17 protein-coding genes are annotated in these 15,969 nt (G+C 54.9%); 5 read left to right on the top strand and 12 right to left on the bottom strand.

All coding sequences use genetic code 11. The annotated features are described in order from the left end of the window. Nucleotides 1-31: 31 nt before the first annotated feature. From RW65_RS07140 to RW65_RS22590, 3 genes are all read right to left on the bottom strand, one after another. Nucleotides 32-1,231 (bottom strand): multidrug effflux MFS transporter, encoded by a 1,200-nt coding sequence (locus tag RW65_RS07140; RefSeq protein ID WP_052250284.1) that lies wholly within the window; start codon nt 1,229-1,231, stop codon nt 32-34. An 86-nt stretch (nt 1,232-1,317) separates the two neighbouring features. Continuing rightward, nucleotides 1,318-2,148: an SDR family oxidoreductase gene (locus RW65_RS07135; protein ID WP_039056011.1), complete on the bottom strand. Its 831-nt coding sequence runs from the start codon at nt 2,146-2,148 to the stop codon at nt 1,318-1,320. Nucleotides 2,149-2,309: 161 nt separating this feature from the next. Next, a complete protein-coding gene (locus tag RW65_RS22590; protein WP_072037715.1) occupies nt 2,310-2,480 on the bottom strand; it encodes an NAD(P)H-binding protein in 171 nt (56 codons plus the stop codon). Between the two features lie 132 nt (nt 2,481-2,612). Between RW65_RS22590 and RW65_RS07130 the strand changes: the two genes are divergently transcribed. Next, nucleotides 2,613-3,506 (top strand): LysR family transcriptional regulator, encoded by an 894-nt coding sequence (locus RW65_RS07130; protein WP_039056010.1) that lies wholly within the window; start codon nt 2,613-2,615, stop codon nt 3,504-3,506. Nucleotides 3,507-3,585: 79 nt separating this feature from the next. On the opposite strand, the gene RW65_RS07125 is transcribed toward RW65_RS07130, so the two are convergent. The 4 genes from RW65_RS07125 to RW65_RS07110 all read right to left on the bottom strand — a co-directional run bounded on the left by RW65_RS07125 (nt 3,586) and on the right by RW65_RS07110 (nt 6,606). Next, nucleotides 3,586-4,575 carry an aldo/keto reductase gene (locus RW65_RS07125; RefSeq protein ID WP_039056009.1) on the bottom strand — a complete coding sequence of 330 codons (990 nt, stop codon included), beginning with the start codon at nt 4,573-4,575 and terminating at the stop codon, nt 3,586-3,588. Nucleotides 4,576-4,600: 25 nt separating this feature from the next. Next, on the bottom strand, nt 4,601-5,452 hold the full coding sequence (locus RW65_RS07120) for an aldo/keto reductase (protein WP_039056008.1): 852 nt from the start codon (nt 5,450-5,452) through the stop codon (nt 4,601-4,603). A gap of 120 nt (nt 5,453-5,572) precedes the next feature. After that, complete coding sequence (locus tag RW65_RS07115) at nt 5,573-6,010, bottom strand: nuclear transport factor 2 family protein (protein ID WP_039056007.1); 438 nt, start codon at nt 6,008-6,010, stop codon at nt 5,573-5,575. A gap of 29 nt (nt 6,011-6,039) precedes the next feature. Beyond that, nucleotides 6,040-6,606 (bottom strand): DapH/DapD/GlmU-related protein, encoded by a 567-nt coding sequence (locus tag RW65_RS07110; RefSeq protein ID WP_039056006.1) that lies wholly within the window; start codon nt 6,604-6,606, stop codon nt 6,040-6,042. 151 nt (nt 6,607-6,757) lie between these two features. Here RW65_RS07110 and RW65_RS07105 point away from each other — a divergent pair, with 151 nt between their 5' ends. Continuing rightward, entirely contained in the window at nt 6,758-7,663 is a 906-nt protein-coding gene (locus RW65_RS07105; RefSeq protein WP_039056005.1) for a LysR family transcriptional regulator, read from the top strand. Between the two features lie 13 nt (nt 7,664-7,676). On the opposite strand, the gene RW65_RS07100 is transcribed toward RW65_RS07105, so the two are convergent. The 5 genes from RW65_RS07100 to RW65_RS07080 all read right to left on the bottom strand — a co-directional run bounded on the left by RW65_RS07100 (nt 7,677) and on the right by RW65_RS07080 (nt 12,738). Beyond that, nucleotides 7,677-8,261, bottom strand: a complete 585-nt coding sequence (locus RW65_RS07100; protein WP_039056004.1) for an NAD(P)H-binding protein — start codon at nt 8,259-8,261, stop codon at nt 7,677-7,679. A gap of 144 nt (nt 8,262-8,405) precedes the next feature. Next, entirely contained in the window at nt 8,406-8,585 is a 180-nt protein-coding gene (locus tag RW65_RS07095) for a hypothetical protein (protein WP_039056003.1), read from the bottom strand. A gap of 25 nt (nt 8,586-8,610) precedes the next feature. Next, entirely contained in the window at nt 8,611-9,987 is a 1,377-nt protein-coding gene (locus RW65_RS07090; protein ID WP_039056001.1) for an efflux transporter outer membrane subunit, read from the bottom strand. Further along, a complete protein-coding gene (locus RW65_RS07085; RefSeq protein WP_039056000.1) occupies nt 9,984-11,066 on the bottom strand; it encodes an HlyD family secretion protein in 1,083 nt (360 codons plus the stop codon). Before RW65_RS07085 ends, RW65_RS07090 begins: the two co-directional genes overlap by 4 nt. A gap of 19 nt (nt 11,067-11,085) precedes the next feature. Beyond that, nucleotides 11,086-12,738, bottom strand: coding sequence for an MFS transporter (locus RW65_RS07080; protein WP_039055999.1), 1,653 nt, complete (start codon nt 12,736-12,738; stop codon nt 11,086-11,088). A gap of 244 nt (nt 12,739-12,982) precedes the next feature. On the opposite strand from RW65_RS07080, the gene RW65_RS07075 reads away from it, so the two are divergent. The 3 genes from RW65_RS07075 to aldA all read left to right on the top strand — a co-directional run bounded on the left by RW65_RS07075 (nt 12,983) and on the right by aldA (nt 15,958). Then, nucleotides 12,983-13,444 (top strand): GNAT family N-acetyltransferase, encoded by a 462-nt coding sequence (locus RW65_RS07075; RefSeq protein WP_039055998.1) that lies wholly within the window; start codon nt 12,983-12,985, stop codon nt 13,442-13,444. Nucleotides 13,445-13,519: 75 nt separating this feature from the next. Then, nucleotides 13,520-14,320: a YdcF family protein gene (locus RW65_RS07070; RefSeq protein ID WP_039055997.1), complete on the top strand. Its 801-nt coding sequence runs from the start codon at nt 13,520-13,522 to the stop codon at nt 14,318-14,320. A gap of 198 nt (nt 14,321-14,518) precedes the next feature. After that, nucleotides 14,519-15,958 carry an aldehyde dehydrogenase gene (gene aldA / locus RW65_RS07065; RefSeq protein ID WP_039055996.1) on the top strand — a complete coding sequence of 480 codons (1,440 nt, stop codon included), beginning with the start codon at nt 14,519-14,521 and terminating at the stop codon, nt 15,956-15,958. Nucleotides 15,959-15,969: the final 11 nt, after the last annotated feature.

Raw genomic sequence — 15,969 nt, 5'->3', positions numbered from 1 at the left:
GGTCGCCTGCGCCGATAAAGTCCGCTCTGGGTCAGCACTCCCGCTTTGCCGTCAGTGCCAGTAACGCCCCGACAGTCGTAAACAAACCGATAACCCAGCTCATGGTCCAGGGGGTGTTATCGCTGAACAACGCCAGTAATCCGGTAGAAACAATGCCGCTGCCATACTGTAGCGCGCCAATGAGTGCTGAGGCGGATCCGGCAATTTCCGGGACCTCATCCAGGGCGGCGGCTGTTGAGGTCGCGGCAATTACCCCATTCATCGAGAACGTGATAAACATCATCACCGCCAGAAAGGCAATTCCCCCTGTTTTCAGTCCGGCAGCCAATGTCAGCAGAATGGCGGCGATAGCGGCAATGCTCAGAGATGTTCTCAGCAACGTATCCAGCGAGTACCGCTGTACCAACTTCCGGTTGACTGTGCTGAGCAACATGACGCCGACGATATTGATAGCGAATAACCAGCCGTAATGCTGCGGCGAGACGCCGTAATAGCTGATGTAAACCAGCGGAGACCCGGCGATAAAAGCGTAAACCGCCATGTAATAGGACGTCAGGCTCAGCGTATAGCGCATAAAGCGTCGGTTTTTTAGCAAAAAGACATAGTTACCGAAAGCACCTTTCAGCGTGGCGCGTATACGACGCTCTTCAGGCAGCGTCTCCGGTAACGTCAGCAACGCCAGGAACATCACCACGCCTGTCGCTGATAGCAGCCAGAAAATCATCGGCCATGTGCTGAACTTTATGATCAAACCACCCAGCAGCGGGCCGCCAATCGGGGCTATCGCCATCACGATCATCAGCGTGGAAAGCATCTGGGCGGCGCGAGAACGATTGAATAAATCTCTTATCATAGCCCGGGCCAGCATCGGCCCCGTGCAGGCTCCCATAGCCTGAAAGACCCGCCAGAACACCATCTGCATCATGGTGGTGGATGTGGCGCAACCGACAGAGCCCACGACAAACAGGACCATCCCGATAAACAGCGGGATTTTCCGGCCCAGATGATCGCTCACCGGACCCCAGATCAGTTGAGCAAGGGTAAAACCGATTAAGAAACCGGTAATGGTCAGTTCGGCATCGCCGTGAAGCGCCCTTGCCATAACCGGCATCGCGGGCAGATAAATATCGGTGGAGAGCGAAGTTAGCGCCATCAGCGCGCTGAGCAGGATAATAAAACCTGCGCCCACCGCGATCCGGGAACGGGAAAGCATAGCGGTATTTTCAGACATAGTGAGAACCACAAAAGTAGAGTCAAACAGCAACGGAATGGCATGCGAGTTGAAAGCAGCAGACGACCTGCCTGCCGCTTTCGGTATCAGCTACGGGGTTTTAAATCACCGTACCAGTATGAGGCTGTGACACCACCATCCATCAGAAAATCACTGCCGGTAATAAAGGTGCCTTCAGGCCCCATCAGTAATGCGGCCAACGCGCCGACTTCATCCGGTGTACCCCCTCGTCCAGCCGGAGATTTCTTCAGCATCTGACGGTAACCGGCCCCCCGGGGGCCACTGAGTTCATCATTGGCCAGCGGGGTGAAAATAATACCGGGGCTGATGGTGTTCACCCGGGCGCCGCGTTTACCCCATTTAACCGCTTCAGCCATAACGCGCAGGGCATTGCCCCGCTTTGAATACTGATAGGCCAGAAGCGGATCGGTTATTTGCTCCGGCTGTAACATAGGCAGCGTCAGCAATGCTTCAACAGGCGTGGTGGCCAGTGCCTCGCTCTGTTCTGTTGTGAGCGGCCCCAGACGATGGCCTGATTGGGAAGCAATAACGATGCCGCTGCCGCCCGGGGCGATAATCTGCCCAAACGTGTCAAGTACCAGCGCAGTACCGTAAAGATCCACCTTCAGAATGGTTTCCGGCGAGGCCTGTGACGGAGAAACACCCGCTGAGTGAACCAATCCGGTGACATTACCCAGCGACTGAGCCTGTCTGGCCAATGCTTCAACCGAAGCACGTTCAGCCACATTGGCGATGGCCGTACTGACAGTAAAACCAGCATTTATCAGTACCGTCGCTGCGGCTTCAGCATTCTGCTGGCGAAGATCCGCCAGCAGAATATGTTTACCGGCGCTGACCCGGCGGGCAATCGCCTGGCCAATAGAGCCAGCACCGATGACAACAATGATATCGTTCATGATTTTTATCCTTTGCCTGAAGTACTAGCGAAAGCGAGAGACCATGGCGTTCAGTTCTTTCAGTACACACTCAGGCTCATCGGCAAGCGGCATATTATTGATATCGCCAATGGCATCCGGCTTTCCGGGGGGATCCGCGCGAAGCGCGGCAAACAGCGGTTTCAGGTCGTGCTGAGCATTGCCGCGCTCAGCCACCAGTTCAAAGGAGCGGGCAGCAGCGCGGCTTTTTGCGGGGTTCTCACGATGGCCCGGGCCTGATATCCCTGCGCCAGCATGGTATTGACGACAAGGCGTCCGATACTGCCTGTGGCCCCTGCAATTAATACTTTCATTATCTGGCCCCGTTCATCTGGCAGAATTTCTGCGATGAAAAAAGGATACCAGTGGTCATTATTCTGAGTAACGGGGCTACAATGATTGCGTCTATGAATGAATCTCATGAATCTGGCCGTTGAGGAAGTGTCTTGCTGAAAGAGAATTTTAATGAGCTGCAATTTTTTCTGGTCGTGGCGAAAGAGCGCAGTTTTACTAAAGCGGCGGGGAAACTCGGCGTATCACAATCGGCGCTGAGCCATGCCGTCAAGGCGCTGGAAACGCGGCTGAATTTGCGGCTGCTGACCCGCACAACCCGGAGCGTGGCGCCGACGGAAGCCGGAGAGCGCATTCTCGCCTGCCTGGAGCCCGGGCTGGCGGTACTGGAGCAGGACCTGGAAAATATTGTCCAGATGAACGGCATTGCATCAGGCAACATCCGGCTTTCTGTCGGTGAACACGCCATGGGCAGTCTGCTGTGGCCGAAACTGAAACCGTTTCTGCGCGAATACCCGGAAATTCACGTTGAACTGGTGGTGGATAATGGTTTTGTCGATATTGTCCAGGGCGGTTTTGATGCAGGCGTCCGGCTGGGGGAAAGCGTGGATAAAGACATGATCGCCGTGAAAATTGGCCCGGATATGCGCCTGGTGACGGTGGCGTCACCGGGCTATTTAAGCCAGCATGGCGCACCGCAGACGCCCCATGATTTGCAGGATCACTGCTGTATCAATATGCGTCTGCCCACGGCAGGCGGCGTTTACCACTGGGAGTTTGAGAAAGAGGGAAAACCGCTACGCGTAAAAGTGGAGGGACAGTTAACCCTCAACCGGCTGACAGAGCGCATTGATGCGGCGCGGGAAGGTTTTGGCATTACCTGTGTGCCGGAGGATTCGGTCGCGGAGCATATCCGCACCGGCGCGCTGGTTAAGGTGCTGGATGAGTGGAGCCCGTCCTTTGCCGGTTACTATCTCTATTATCCCAGCCGCAGACAGCACCCACTGGCCTTTACGCTACTGATAGAAGCGTTGCGTTATACCGGATAGCGGTATCTTCGCCTGCAGGGCGCCAGCTCCTCTCCGGTGAAAGTCGCTGGCGGAAAACCCGCCAGCCAGTCTCGCAATACTAACGACCCACCCGGGCCTGAAGCGCCGCAGGATAACGCTCGCCCACGATGTCTATTGCATCAAGCGCCTGGGTTATTTTGCGCAAATCTTCCGTCGCCAGCGTGAGTTCTGCTGCTGCGAGGTTTTCTTCCAGTCGATATTGTTTCGTGGTTCCAGGGATCGGCACAATCCACGGTTTTTGCGCCAGTAGCCAGGCCAGCGCGATTTGCGCGGAGGTCACCCCTTTTTCACTCGCAAGCTCGCCCAGTAGGGTAACCAGTTTTTCATTGGCTTCAAGCGCCTCTGCCGCAAAGCGCGGTACTTTGCTGCGGAAATCATCCTGCCCAAAGGTGGTTCCGGTTTTAATCGCCCCGGTCAGAAAACCTTTACCTAACGGACTGAACGGCACAAAACCAATACCCAGCTCTTCCAGCAGCGGAAGAATGTCCTGCTCAGGCTCGCGCCACCACATGGAGTATTCACTCTGTAGAGCAGCAACGGGCTGTACCGCATGAGCGCGGCGAATAGTCTCTACTCCCGCTTCAGAGAGACCAAAGTGTTTCACTTTACCTTCCGCAATCAAATCTTTCACCGTGCCAGCCACGTCTTCAATCGGCACGTCGGGATCGACACGGTGCTGATACAACAGATCAATGACATCCGTTTTGAGGCGCTTAAGCGATCCTTCGACGGCTTTACGGATATGCTCCGGGCGACTGTTTAAAATCTGCTGTTTGTTGTCATCACCGAAGGTAAAACCAAATTTGGTGGCAATCACCACCCGGTCGCGAAACGGCTTCAGCGCCTCACCGACGACTTCTTCATTCAGATAGGGGCCATAGACTTCGGCGGTGTCGAAGAAGGTCACGCCACGTTCAACGGCGGCGCGGATGAGTTCGATTGCCTGACGGGTATCGGTCGCCGGGCCATAGCCGTGGCTCAGCCCCATGCATCCCAGCCCCAGCGCGGAGACTTCAAGCCCGGATTGCCCAAGATAACGCTTTAGCATAAAAACTACCTCTGTTGAGTCGGCGTTAAACGTCGAGTTTTCGATCTGCCAGCCACTCTACGATGGCGGGGTCGCGATGCGAGAAGAAAGCGCTGGTTGCAGTATCCAGCGCGGTAATTCGCTGCATGTCATCAGTACTCAGTTCGAAGTCGAGGATATGGATATTCTCTGCCATTCGTGCTTTACGTACTGTTTTCGCCAGCGACACAATACCGCGCTGATATAGCCAGCGCAGAACAACCTGTCCCACACTTTTGCCATATTTTTCGCCCACGGCTGTCAGTTCCGGGTGCTGGAACAGCCCATTTCGTCCCTCGGCGAAAGGAGCCCAGGCTTCAGGCTGAATACCCCGACTCCGCATCCACGGCACGGCATGCAGTTGCTGGTTGAACGGATTGACTTCAACCTGGTTGACTGCCGGAATGGCCTGACTGAAGGCGATAAGATCGGCCAGCCGGTCCGGGTGAAAGTTGCTGACGCCGATCGCACGAATTTTTCCGGCACGATACAACTCTTCCATTGCGCGCCAGGCACCATGGACATCACCGTATGGCTGATGAATCAGATATAAATCAACATAATCCAGTTGCAGGCGGTTCAGGGAACGTTCGAACTGTGCTTTAGCACCGTCATAACTGGCACCCTGAAGCCAGAGTTTGGTAGTAATAAAGAGTTCGTTACGTACAATACCGCTTTGCTTAAGCGCATTTCCGACCTGCGTTTCATTCTGGTAGGATGCTGCCGTATCAATCAGGCGATAGCCTGTTTCGATGGCATCAAGTACAGCATGCTCACATTCGGCAGCATCCGTCATCTGATAAACGCCGAAACCCATCAGGGGTATTTTGACACCGTTATTCAGTGTGGCAGTCTGCATCATGGTCTCCTTAAATGCGTGGCAGACCCAAAGCATAATCCAGGCTGGCATTAACGTTTAGCGTGCAAAATCTGATAGCACTAATGAATGGTGTTCATCAATACACGGTCAGCACAATACTTACGATATTGGATGAATATCTGTCCACATAAAGTCCGATAGCCGCTCGGCAATCAGCCATTGGCTGTCCTGGTAAACGTATCGATCGCGATAACGCACGCCACTGGTCTGCTTAAGGCGCTGGCCGTCCTCTTCTTTAATCAGGGTGACCTGACAGTAAGCGATCCCCTGCGCAGTGTTACCATCAATGCTGACCGTTTGCTGACCGTTTTGATGGTAGACAATACTGAACTGAGAAAGATAACCGCTGAAAGCTTCATTGATCTGTTCACGGCCATACAGTTCGAAAACCACCTTGCCATCCATTACGACGTTGACATACGCATCCGGGGTAAAGAGGGGCATCTGCGCAGCCACGTCTTTTTCATCTGCCAGGTTTGAAAAGGTATCAACCAGTTCTTTTAGCGCCAGACGCTGCGCGATTTCATGTTCAGTCACGATTTTATCCTCATATCGTTTGTTAAATTTTAATCCAGGCGCTTCAGCACCCGTGCCGGAGAGCCACCCACAACAACATCAGGCTCCACGTCTTTGGTGACAACAGCGCCCCCGGCAATCACCGCATTTTCACCTACTGTCACACCCGGCAGGATGAGCGCGCGGGCCCCGATCCAGACATTGCGTTTGATGTGAATGGGTTTACACAACAGCGTAAAACGGTCATCAAAGTCATGATTAGTGGTTGTCAGCGTGACCTGCGGCCCAATCTGCACATCATCGTCAATAACAATACCGCCTGCGGCCATCATGGTGCAGTTGTGGTTGATAAACACTTTTTTACCTACCCGAACCTGCGGACCAAAATCGACATAGACCGGTGGCAAAATCTGGCTGGAACTGTCCAGTTCCCGACCAAACAATTGGTCAAATAACGGATGGAGCGAGCCATCCAGAAAAGTGTATTCCGCACGGTTAATCGCGGTGTTGATTGCCCATGACGCTCCCATGTCATGAATGGCTTCATGGTATTCAGGTGATAACATACTGACTGGCTCACCGCCGGACAGTCGATGATATAACGTAGTATTTGACATGGTATTTCCTGTTACACCGAAGGGTGCCCTCGTTTCGATAAGAGAAATTATCCCCAGGGGATAACTACAAAACCATGAATTGTTTTTGCTTTCAGTATTCCTGATTTTGATATAATAGGGGCATTCAAAGACGCAAAACAGGAACCGGGTAGTGCTGGATAAACTCGACGCATTAAAGATATTTTGTACGGCGGCAGAAACACTGAAATTCCGGGAAACCGCGAACCGACTGGGTCTGGCTCCGCAGATAGTCACCCGCGCCATTGCGGAGCTGGAAAAACAACTGGGAGAGATGCTATTTCTGCGCAATACCCGGCAGATGACACTGACCCCTTTCGGGCAACAACTGTGGCCGAAAGCGGAAAAGTTGCTGGCTGAAAGCGAGACGTTATTCAATGCTGACAGAACGCAGAACAGCCGGGATATGACTGGTCGGGTCCGGGTGACACTGCCGCCGTTATTTGAAAACCAGGATATCGTGCACCATCTGCTACGCACGTTGTCACCTTATCCCGATTTAACCATTGAGTGGCTTCCCACCGATGCGCATCTGAACATCATCGATGAGCAGATTGATATCGGCATTCGTGTCGGTTCAGTGCCTGATAACCGTTTTATTGTTAAAACGGTCCGCTCCGTAGGCTCCTGTATTGTCGCTGCGCCGGAGCTGATTAACCGCCTGGGCGAACCCGAGTCCTTACGATCCTTGCAATACGATTATCCACTGAGCGCGCTGAACAATAGAAATTCCGGGCGGGTCTGGCCATGGCAGTTCGCAGACGGTAGTTCATTCTTTCCGGTAAAACCTGCGTTTATTGCTAATGATATCGGTAGTGAACTGGCTGCTGCGCTGGCAGCCAGGACCTTCAGCCAGTTGCCGGATATTACAGTGCGCCCTTATCTGCAACGCGGGGAACTGGTTAATCTCTTTCCAGAGCAGAATTTTTCACCTTACCAGTTATATATTTTCCGCCCGCATCAGCCGCTCATCCCAATGCGCATTCGTGTGGTATTCGATGCACTTACGAATATTCTGCGTGAACTGTTCCATGAATAGTGGAGCATGTTTATCAGACCCGGGCGATCCCCAGACTCTCCCGCACGTATAATTCGGGTGTTGTGACCAGACGTGTAATCAGATCTGCAATACTGAGCCGAGACACGCTCTGCCCAAGAAAGGGCTCACATTTATGCGTCAGGGTGTAATTTACCTCATCACCGTTAGTGAACCATCCCGGACGGAGTAGCGTGTACTCCAGCCCCGATGCCTCCACGACGGTGGCGGCCTCCCGGTAAGTTGCCAGCTCGTTGCCGTAATTCTCACCCGGAACTTCATCATAAATGCCCATTGAACTGATGAAAATCAGCCGGTTGAGGTGCCGGGCTTTCATCGCCCGAATAATATTTTCTGCCTGTGACGCAATATTACCGGAGAGGCTGGCACAGACCACATCCTGGCCTTCCATAGCGGCTTCCAGCCGATGGCTGTCCATCACATCTCCTTCAACGATGGTGACGCGAGACATGTCTGGAAAACTCAGTCTTTCAGCATTGCGTAAATAAAGGGTGAGATGAGTATCAGTATGTGCCAGCAGGTAGCGGGTAACTACTCGCGCCAGTGAACCTGCAGCACCAAGGATCAGTACACGGGTCATCAGTTATTCCTCTGTCAATAAAACAGCCTTAATTCTGATCAGATAACCTGGTGTTGTATATGGACGGAGTTTGATTTCAATGTTCGCATTTGAGGAATGATGAGTGTGATTACACCGCTTGTCGTCGGTGGTCAAAAATCGGGCTTAACGGACAATATTTCCCGTTTCCCAAACGGAGTCCAGTAACTGCCCCTGGGTGGGCAAAACATCAATTGCCAGTAGTCCGGCGCGCTGGTTGTTCGCCAGCACCCGCTGCAGGATTTCGTCCTGTTCAATTAACTGCTTTTCAAAATACTCATCAACCATGGACCATTTCTGCTGCATAGCATTACTCCTGGTTTATGGAAATTTAGTTCAGACCGGACCAGCCGCCGCCGAGGGCGCGATAGAGATCCACCTGCGCCAGCAGCAGATTGTTTTTAACCTGCACCGCGCTCAGTTGGGCGGAAAACAGCGTGCGCTGGGCGTCCAGCACCTCCAAATAGGAGGAATAACCATTGTGGTAACGGTTTTGCGCAAGACGTAACGTCTCCTGCGCGACATCCACTTGCCCTGTCAGTTCGCCGAGTTGCTCACCCAGGCGTTGCATCGCATCAAGGCTGTCGTTCACCTCTTTAAACGCGTTGCGCACGGTCTTTTCATAACTGTAAAGCGCCTGGTTACGCTGGGATTGCGAGATATCAACCTGGGCGTTAAGCGCCTGACGATTCAGCAACGGCGCAAGAATACTGCCGCCAATACTCCACAACCGTAGCGGGTTATCCAGCAAACCGGGCAGGGTGTTATCCTGGATACTGCTGGTTGCCGTCAGGTTAATTGACGGCAGCAATTTCGCCTGTGACGTCGCAAGGGTGGCGTCGGCGGCCACGAGCTGGCGCTGCGCCTGTACAATATCCGGTCGGCGGTTCAGCAAGGTGGAGGGCAGCTGTGACGGCAACTGAAGCGGCGTTAGGGCGTTAAATTCTCCGCGCTTCACTGCACCGGGATTGTCACCAAGCAGCAGGCTCAGCGCATTTTCCTGCTGGGCGATTTGATGTTGCAGTACCGGTATCTGCGCACGGGTCGCGCGTAGCTCGCTGTCGGACTGCATCAGCTCCAGCCGTGAAGTATAGCCTGTTTCGTACTGACGGCGGGCCAGCCGCAACGCGTCCTCCCGCGCCTGCAGCGTGGCCTGGGTTACCCGCAACTGCTCATCGAGGGATAACAGCGTCAGATAGCCGGTGGCGACGTTGGTAGCGACCGTCAAATCAGCGGCGGCAGCAGCGGCCTTTTGCGCCTCAAGCGAAGCATCCGCTGCGCGCGAGGCGCTGCGGCTCGCGCCCCAGATATCGACGTTATAACTGGCGGTCAAATTGCCTTTATACAACGTGCCGTAAATCGGCTGACCGGTAACCGACGACTGAGAACGGGCGCGGGTGCCGGACAATCCCGCATCCAGCTCGGGGAACAGGGCGCTATCGGCGGCGTAGACCCGGGCCTGATATTCTTTGATGCGCTCGCGGGCAATCAGCACATCGCTGTTATAGCGCAGGGCCCGATCGACATAGTGGTTGAGCTGGCTGTCATGAAAATTGCGCCACCAGACGCTGTCGGTTTTGCTCAGAGGGCCGCTGCTGCTGCGCCATGCCTGCGGAATTTGCAACGACGGGCTGGCCTGTTGCACATCGGCAGACTGGCAACCGGCAAGGGCGAAAGTGAACAGAATGGCCGGTAAACGCAGCTTCATTGATCCGCCTCCCGCGTATCAATAGAGACCTGCACCGACATGCCGGGGCGCAATGTGGCAATCTCGTCGGGTTTGGCATCGACGCGGATGCGCACGGGAATGCGCTGGGCGATTTTGACAAAGTTACCGGTGGCGTTATCGGGGCTGATGGCGCTAAATTCCACGCCGGTAGCGGGGGAAATACTCTCCACGCGGCCGTTAAAACTGCGCCCGTTCAGCGCATCGACGGTGAAATGCACCGGCTGACCGACCAGCACATTCGCCAGTTGGGTCTCTTTGAGATTGGCGATAACCCAGCGCTGGGAAGGCACCAGCGACGTAAGACGCGTGCCCGCCGTCACGTACGCGCCAAGGCGGACGCTGATTTGCCCTAGCTGTCCGTCGCGCGGGGCGACAATGCGGGTATTTTGCAGGTCGATTTGCGCCAGCTGGAGGGCGGCCTGGGCATTTTCGACATCCGCCTGTAACGACGCCCGATTAACTATCGTGGTTTGCAGATCCTGGCGCGACATCTCAAGGGTTGCCTGCGCCTGGGCTATGCTGGCGCTGTTCTGCGCGGCGGTGGCGAGCGCCGCATCCCGCTCGCGAATCGAGAGCGAACCGTCGGCGGTCAAGGCTTTTACCCGTTTTAGGTCGGCCTGCGCTTTTAAATCCAACGCTTTCGCACTGGCAAGGGCCGCTTCGTTACGCGCGATCACCGCCTGCGCGCTTTTACGCTGCTGGAGATTGTTATCCAGCGCCGCCCGTTTCATCGCCAGCGTCGCTTTCGCCTGATCGACGCGCTGGCGATAAATACGGTCATCAATCTGCATAATCAGATCGCCTTTTTTCACCATGGCAAAATCCTGTACCGGCACCTCGGTGATATAGCCGTTGACCTGCGGGCTAATAAAAGTCGTTTGCCCACGCACATAGGCATTATCGGTAAATTGTGTATGCCGGGTAAAAGGCGGTAGTTTCCAGGCATACAGAATCACCAGTACGCCCACCAGGCCAATCGCGGCGGCGGAAAACAGAGAAAGCACGCGCAAATTGCTGCGGGTGTTGGCGCGCTCTTTAGCGGCATCCTGCTGGCTCATAGATACTCCAGTAACATTATTATTTGCTGCCGGTGGCGCGTTTCAAACTCACCCGGGCAGTAATGCGCAGGCGCAACAAGCGCCATAAAATCCATACCAGCGTAGCGGCGGCAATGCTCGCCGTCAGCAGATAGGTATCGTTATAGGCCAGAATATTGGCTTCCAGCGTCGACACCGTTTGCAGCTGCGTCACCGCCTGGGTGCCCAACAGCGCGCTGTCGCCAAGCTGGCTTTGGAACATCTGGCTGTAATACTGCAAACGCTCATTGACCAGCGGATTTAACGTGGTGAGTTGATCTGCCAGCAGGCTCGAGTGATATTTCTCGCGCCAGGTCTGAAACGTGCCGAGGATCGCCGATCCCAGCAGCCCGCCAATATTCTGGCTCATACCAAACAGCACCGAGAAACTAACCAGGTTGCGCGGCTCCGCTACTACGCCGCCAATGCCTGCCAGCATCGCCGGAGCGATAAAAAAGGCGCTGGCGAAGCCGAGTAAAAACTGGCTCAGCATTAATTGATTGGGCCGCGTCAAACTGGTGGACTGGCTATCAAGCAGTGAAGCAACAATCATCAACACCAGCGAGGCGATAATCGGCCATGCCAGCCGCTGGGGCTTAATGGTCAGGCAGCTGGCGATGATCCCGCAGATAATGCCCGCCAGAATCGACCAGGCCAGATTAGTCATCTGTTCGTTTTGCAGCCCGACATATTGCAGCCAGCCAATCGCACCGGTGTTCTGCTCGGCGAGCACAATACGGATCAGCAGCATAATCAGCCCAAGGCGCACAATACTGCCGCTGGAGAGCCAGCGCGTATTAAGCAATGGATTGCTGCGGTTGTGTTCAAAGGTAATTGCGGCAACGATCAGCACCACCGCGCCCGCCAGCGACCAGCCGATCCATGGCGCTTCAAACCACCAGTCGAGCCGCCCCAGCGAGAGCACCGCGCACAGCAGCGCCATACCGGGCGCGAGGAGGAAAAAGGTAATAAAATCTTTCTTCTCAAAGACCTTTTTGCGATCCCCCGGCGGCAGCTTTAACGCCATCACGCACGCCAGCGAGACCAGCGCCAGACCCAGTTCGAACAAGTAAAGCCCGCGCCATTCGTCGAGTTGCAACAGCTCCGAAGAGAAGAGGCGGGCGATGGGAATGGCCAGCGACGATCCGGTGATGCCAATAGTGAGCGCTTTTAAGCGGTGTTTCGCGGGCCAGGCCTGTATCTGGTAATAGATCCCAAGGGAACTGAGGGCCGCCGCTACCATACCGTGGGCGGCACGCACCAGGATTGCCGAACTGAGATCGTTAATAAACAGATGAAAGAAGGTCACCAGCACATACAGCACCAGAAACCCTTCGGTAAAGGCACGCAGGCCATATTGCTGGCGAAACTTCACCAGCAGCAGGTTTATCGATACGTTGGTCATCACGTACACCGCGGGCAGCCAGGCAATTTCCGTCGACCAGGCGGCAAAGGTGCCCTGCAGATTTTGCAGATTGGCCGCCACCATCGCATTACCCAGCGCGCCGGTCATGCACACCAACAGGCCGACAATCCCATAGGCGATTCGCCGTGGCGTACTGTGGTACGGCGTGGAAGGTGAACCCAGCAGCATCGGTTTTTCATGGGGCTGCCATTCGCGCGGGGCATAAGGATCGCTTTTTGGCAGACGCATTTACTTTTTCCCAGCCTGAGGTAATCGAGAACGCGCGCGACAGAGGGATGTGCGCGAAGAAAAATTTCGGAGACAGCGGTTATTCATAAAGGAATGAAGGTTGCCAGTGTAAATAGTTAGTGGGCTAATGATTCTACGTGCGCCCCGTACAGCAATGCAAGGAGACTAAAAAAATATAGGTTATTGATGCTAAGTAATCTAATTTACTCATAAAAATAAACGCAACAAAGGTGACAACGTCACAATGGGTATTCTTACTATCTCTTTTACCGACGCCAACGATCCGGACTGTCTGGCAATGCAGGACGCGCTTTCTGACTACCTTTTACACTTGACCGGCAGCACCGGCAGAACCCCGTTCGATGGCAATGCGCTGGGCGAGCGCGGTTTCTTTTTGCTGGCGCGGGAAAACGGCGTCGCGGTGGGGTGCGTTGCGTTGCGCACCTTGTCAGCGGAGACGGGCGAAGTTAAACGGCTGTATGCGCGCCCCGGCACTCGCCTGGTGGGCAAGCAACTGCTGCAGACTCTCGAACACCATGCGCGGGCGCGCGGCTTTCAACAGCTGTGGCTTGAGACGCGTAAAACCAACCAGCGCGCGGTAGCCTTCTATTTACGTAACGGCTATCAGGTACGTGAAAACTACGGCAACTATATCGGCAGGCCGGGCGCGATGTGCTTCGAAAAAAAGTTGCGTACTGACGAATAGCCGCAATTCAGAGAGATCCCCTGTTTTCGTATCATCACTGCGTTAGGCTGGAAGCCAGAACACGAAGGAGGTTCTATGCTGATGACAACCTTTCCTGTGTTAGCCCAAAACTCGCTGGCGGCGGCGAACACGCTTGGCGCGTGGCTGGCGCGCAATGATTTTAGCGATAAACCAGCGCCGGTACGTGCGGATGTGGTGATTCTGGCGGGCAATGCCGTGATCCCGACTATCGACGCCGCCTGTCAGCTGGCGGCCGCCCAGCAGACGCCGCTACTGATCAGCGGCGGCGTAGGCCACTCCACCACCTTTCTCTATTCGGCCATCGCCCGCCATCCTCGTTACAATGTGGTACGCACTACCGGGCGCGGTGAGGCGGCGATCCTTGCCGATATAGCGCACAAATTCTGGTCCATTGATAACAAACAGATCCTCATTGAGGATAAGTCCACTAACTGTGGTGAAAACGTGCGCTTCAGTATGGATATATTGGCCGCGCAGGGAATAAAAGCCAAAACGGCGCTGGTGGTGCAGGATCCGACCATGCAGCGCCGCACAATGGCGACTTTCGCCCGCCTCAGCCAGCAGTGTGCCGATGCGCCGCATTGGTTAAGCTGGCCGGGCTTTACCCCCCAACTGGTGAATACGGCGAATGGCACCACCTTTGTGCCCCAGCAGCGCGGTCTGTGGTCGGTAGAACGCTATCTGTCGCTGCTGATGGGCGAGGTGCCGCGCCTGCGCGATGATGCCAATGGCTATGGCCCCAACGGACATGATTTCATCGTGCACGTTGATTTTCCACCCTCGGTGGAAGCGGCGTGGCAGATTTTAAGGACCGATACAACCCTGACTGCCGCGTTAGCCAACCGCGCATTATAACGGATGCCCGTTTGCGCTCTGCCTGCCGCAAACGGGCATTTTCGGCTGCCTGCCGGTCAATCATTTGTTGCTGTTATGTTGCTATTTTATGCGTCCCTTCACAAAATCCCGCTCCCTGAGTGAGAAAAATGCCCTGTGCCGATAGATTTTTAACAATGAATTCACTTGTTAAAAACAATGTCATTACAGGAGCGAGGCATGACAGCACCCGTACAGCACCCGATGTATATCGATGGTCAGTTTGTTAGCTGGCAAGGCGATAACTGGCTGGATGTCGTTAACCCGGCCACGGAAGAGATCCTGGCGCGCATTCCCGATGGCAGCGCCGAAGATGCGCGTAAAGCCATTGATGCCGCCGAGCGTGCGCAGCCCGACTGGGAAGCGCTGCCCGCCATTGAGCGTGCGGGCTGGTTACGTAAAATTGCCGCGGGTATTCGTGAGCGCGCCAGTGAAATCAGCGCGCTGATTGTTGCCGAAGGGGGGAAGATCAAACCGCTGGCCGAGGTTGAAGTCTCGTTTACCGCCGATTATATCGATTATATGGCCGAATGGGCGCGCCGCTACGAAGGTGAAATTCTGCAAAGCGATCGTCCCGGCGAAAATATCTTTGTGTTTAAACGTCCCCTCGGCGTCACCACCGGTATTTTGCCGTGGAATTTTCCCTTCTTCCTGATCGCCCGCAAAATGGCACCGGCGCTGATAACCGGTAACACCATTGTGATTAAACCCAGCGAATTTACGCCGAATAACGCCATCGCTTTTGCGCAAATTGTTCATGATATCGGCTTACCCAAAGGGGTATTTAACCTGGTACTGGGTCGGGGGGAAACCGTCGGTCAGGAGCTGGCTGGGAATGCGAAAGTGGCAATGGTCAGTATGACCGGCAGCGTTGGCGCGGGCGAAAAAATCATGGCGGCGGCGGCGAAAAATATCACCAAAGTGTGTCTGGAACTCGGCGGTAAAGCGCCAGCGATTGTTTTTGATGACGCCGATCTTGAACTGGCGGTGAAAGCGATCGTGGATTCCCGCGTCATCAATAGCGGCCAGGTGTGCAACTGCGCCGAACGCGTGTATGTGCAACAAGGGATTTACGATCGCTTTGTCAACCGCCTCGGCGAAGCGATGAAAGCGGTACAGTTTGGCGATCCGGCCCGGCGCGACGACATTGCCATGGGGCCGCTGATTAATGCGGCGGCGCTAAAACGGGTAGAAGAAAAAGTGGCGCGCGCGGTATCCGAAGGCGCGCGGGTGGTGCTCGGTGGTAAAGCGGTCGCAGGCAAAGGCTATTTCTACCCGCCGACGCTGCTGCTGGATGTTAACCAGCAGATGTCGATTATCCATGAAGAGACGTTTGGCCCGGTATTGCCGGTGGTTGCGTTCGACACGCTGGAAGAGGCGCTGGCGATGGCAAACGACAGCGATTACGGGTTAACGTCATCCGTCTACACACGGGATCTGAACACGGCCATGAAAGCCGTGCGCGGGCTGAAGTTCGGTGAAACCTATATCAACCGTGAGAACTTTGAAGCGATGCAGGGATTCCATGCTGGCTGGCGTAAATCGGGTATCGGCGGCGCGGATGGCCGCCACGGCCTGAATGAGTATCTGCAAACGCAAATGGTCTATTTACAGTCCTGATCGGTGCGCCC

The sequence above is a fragment of the Enterobacter sp. Bisph1 genome, assembly GCF_000814905.1.
GTDB lineage: Bacteria > Pseudomonadota > Gammaproteobacteria > Enterobacterales > Enterobacteriaceae > Kosakonia.
The sequence above is the reverse complement of the archived record's forward strand: the minus strand, read 5'-3'. Positions and strand labels throughout refer to the sequence as shown.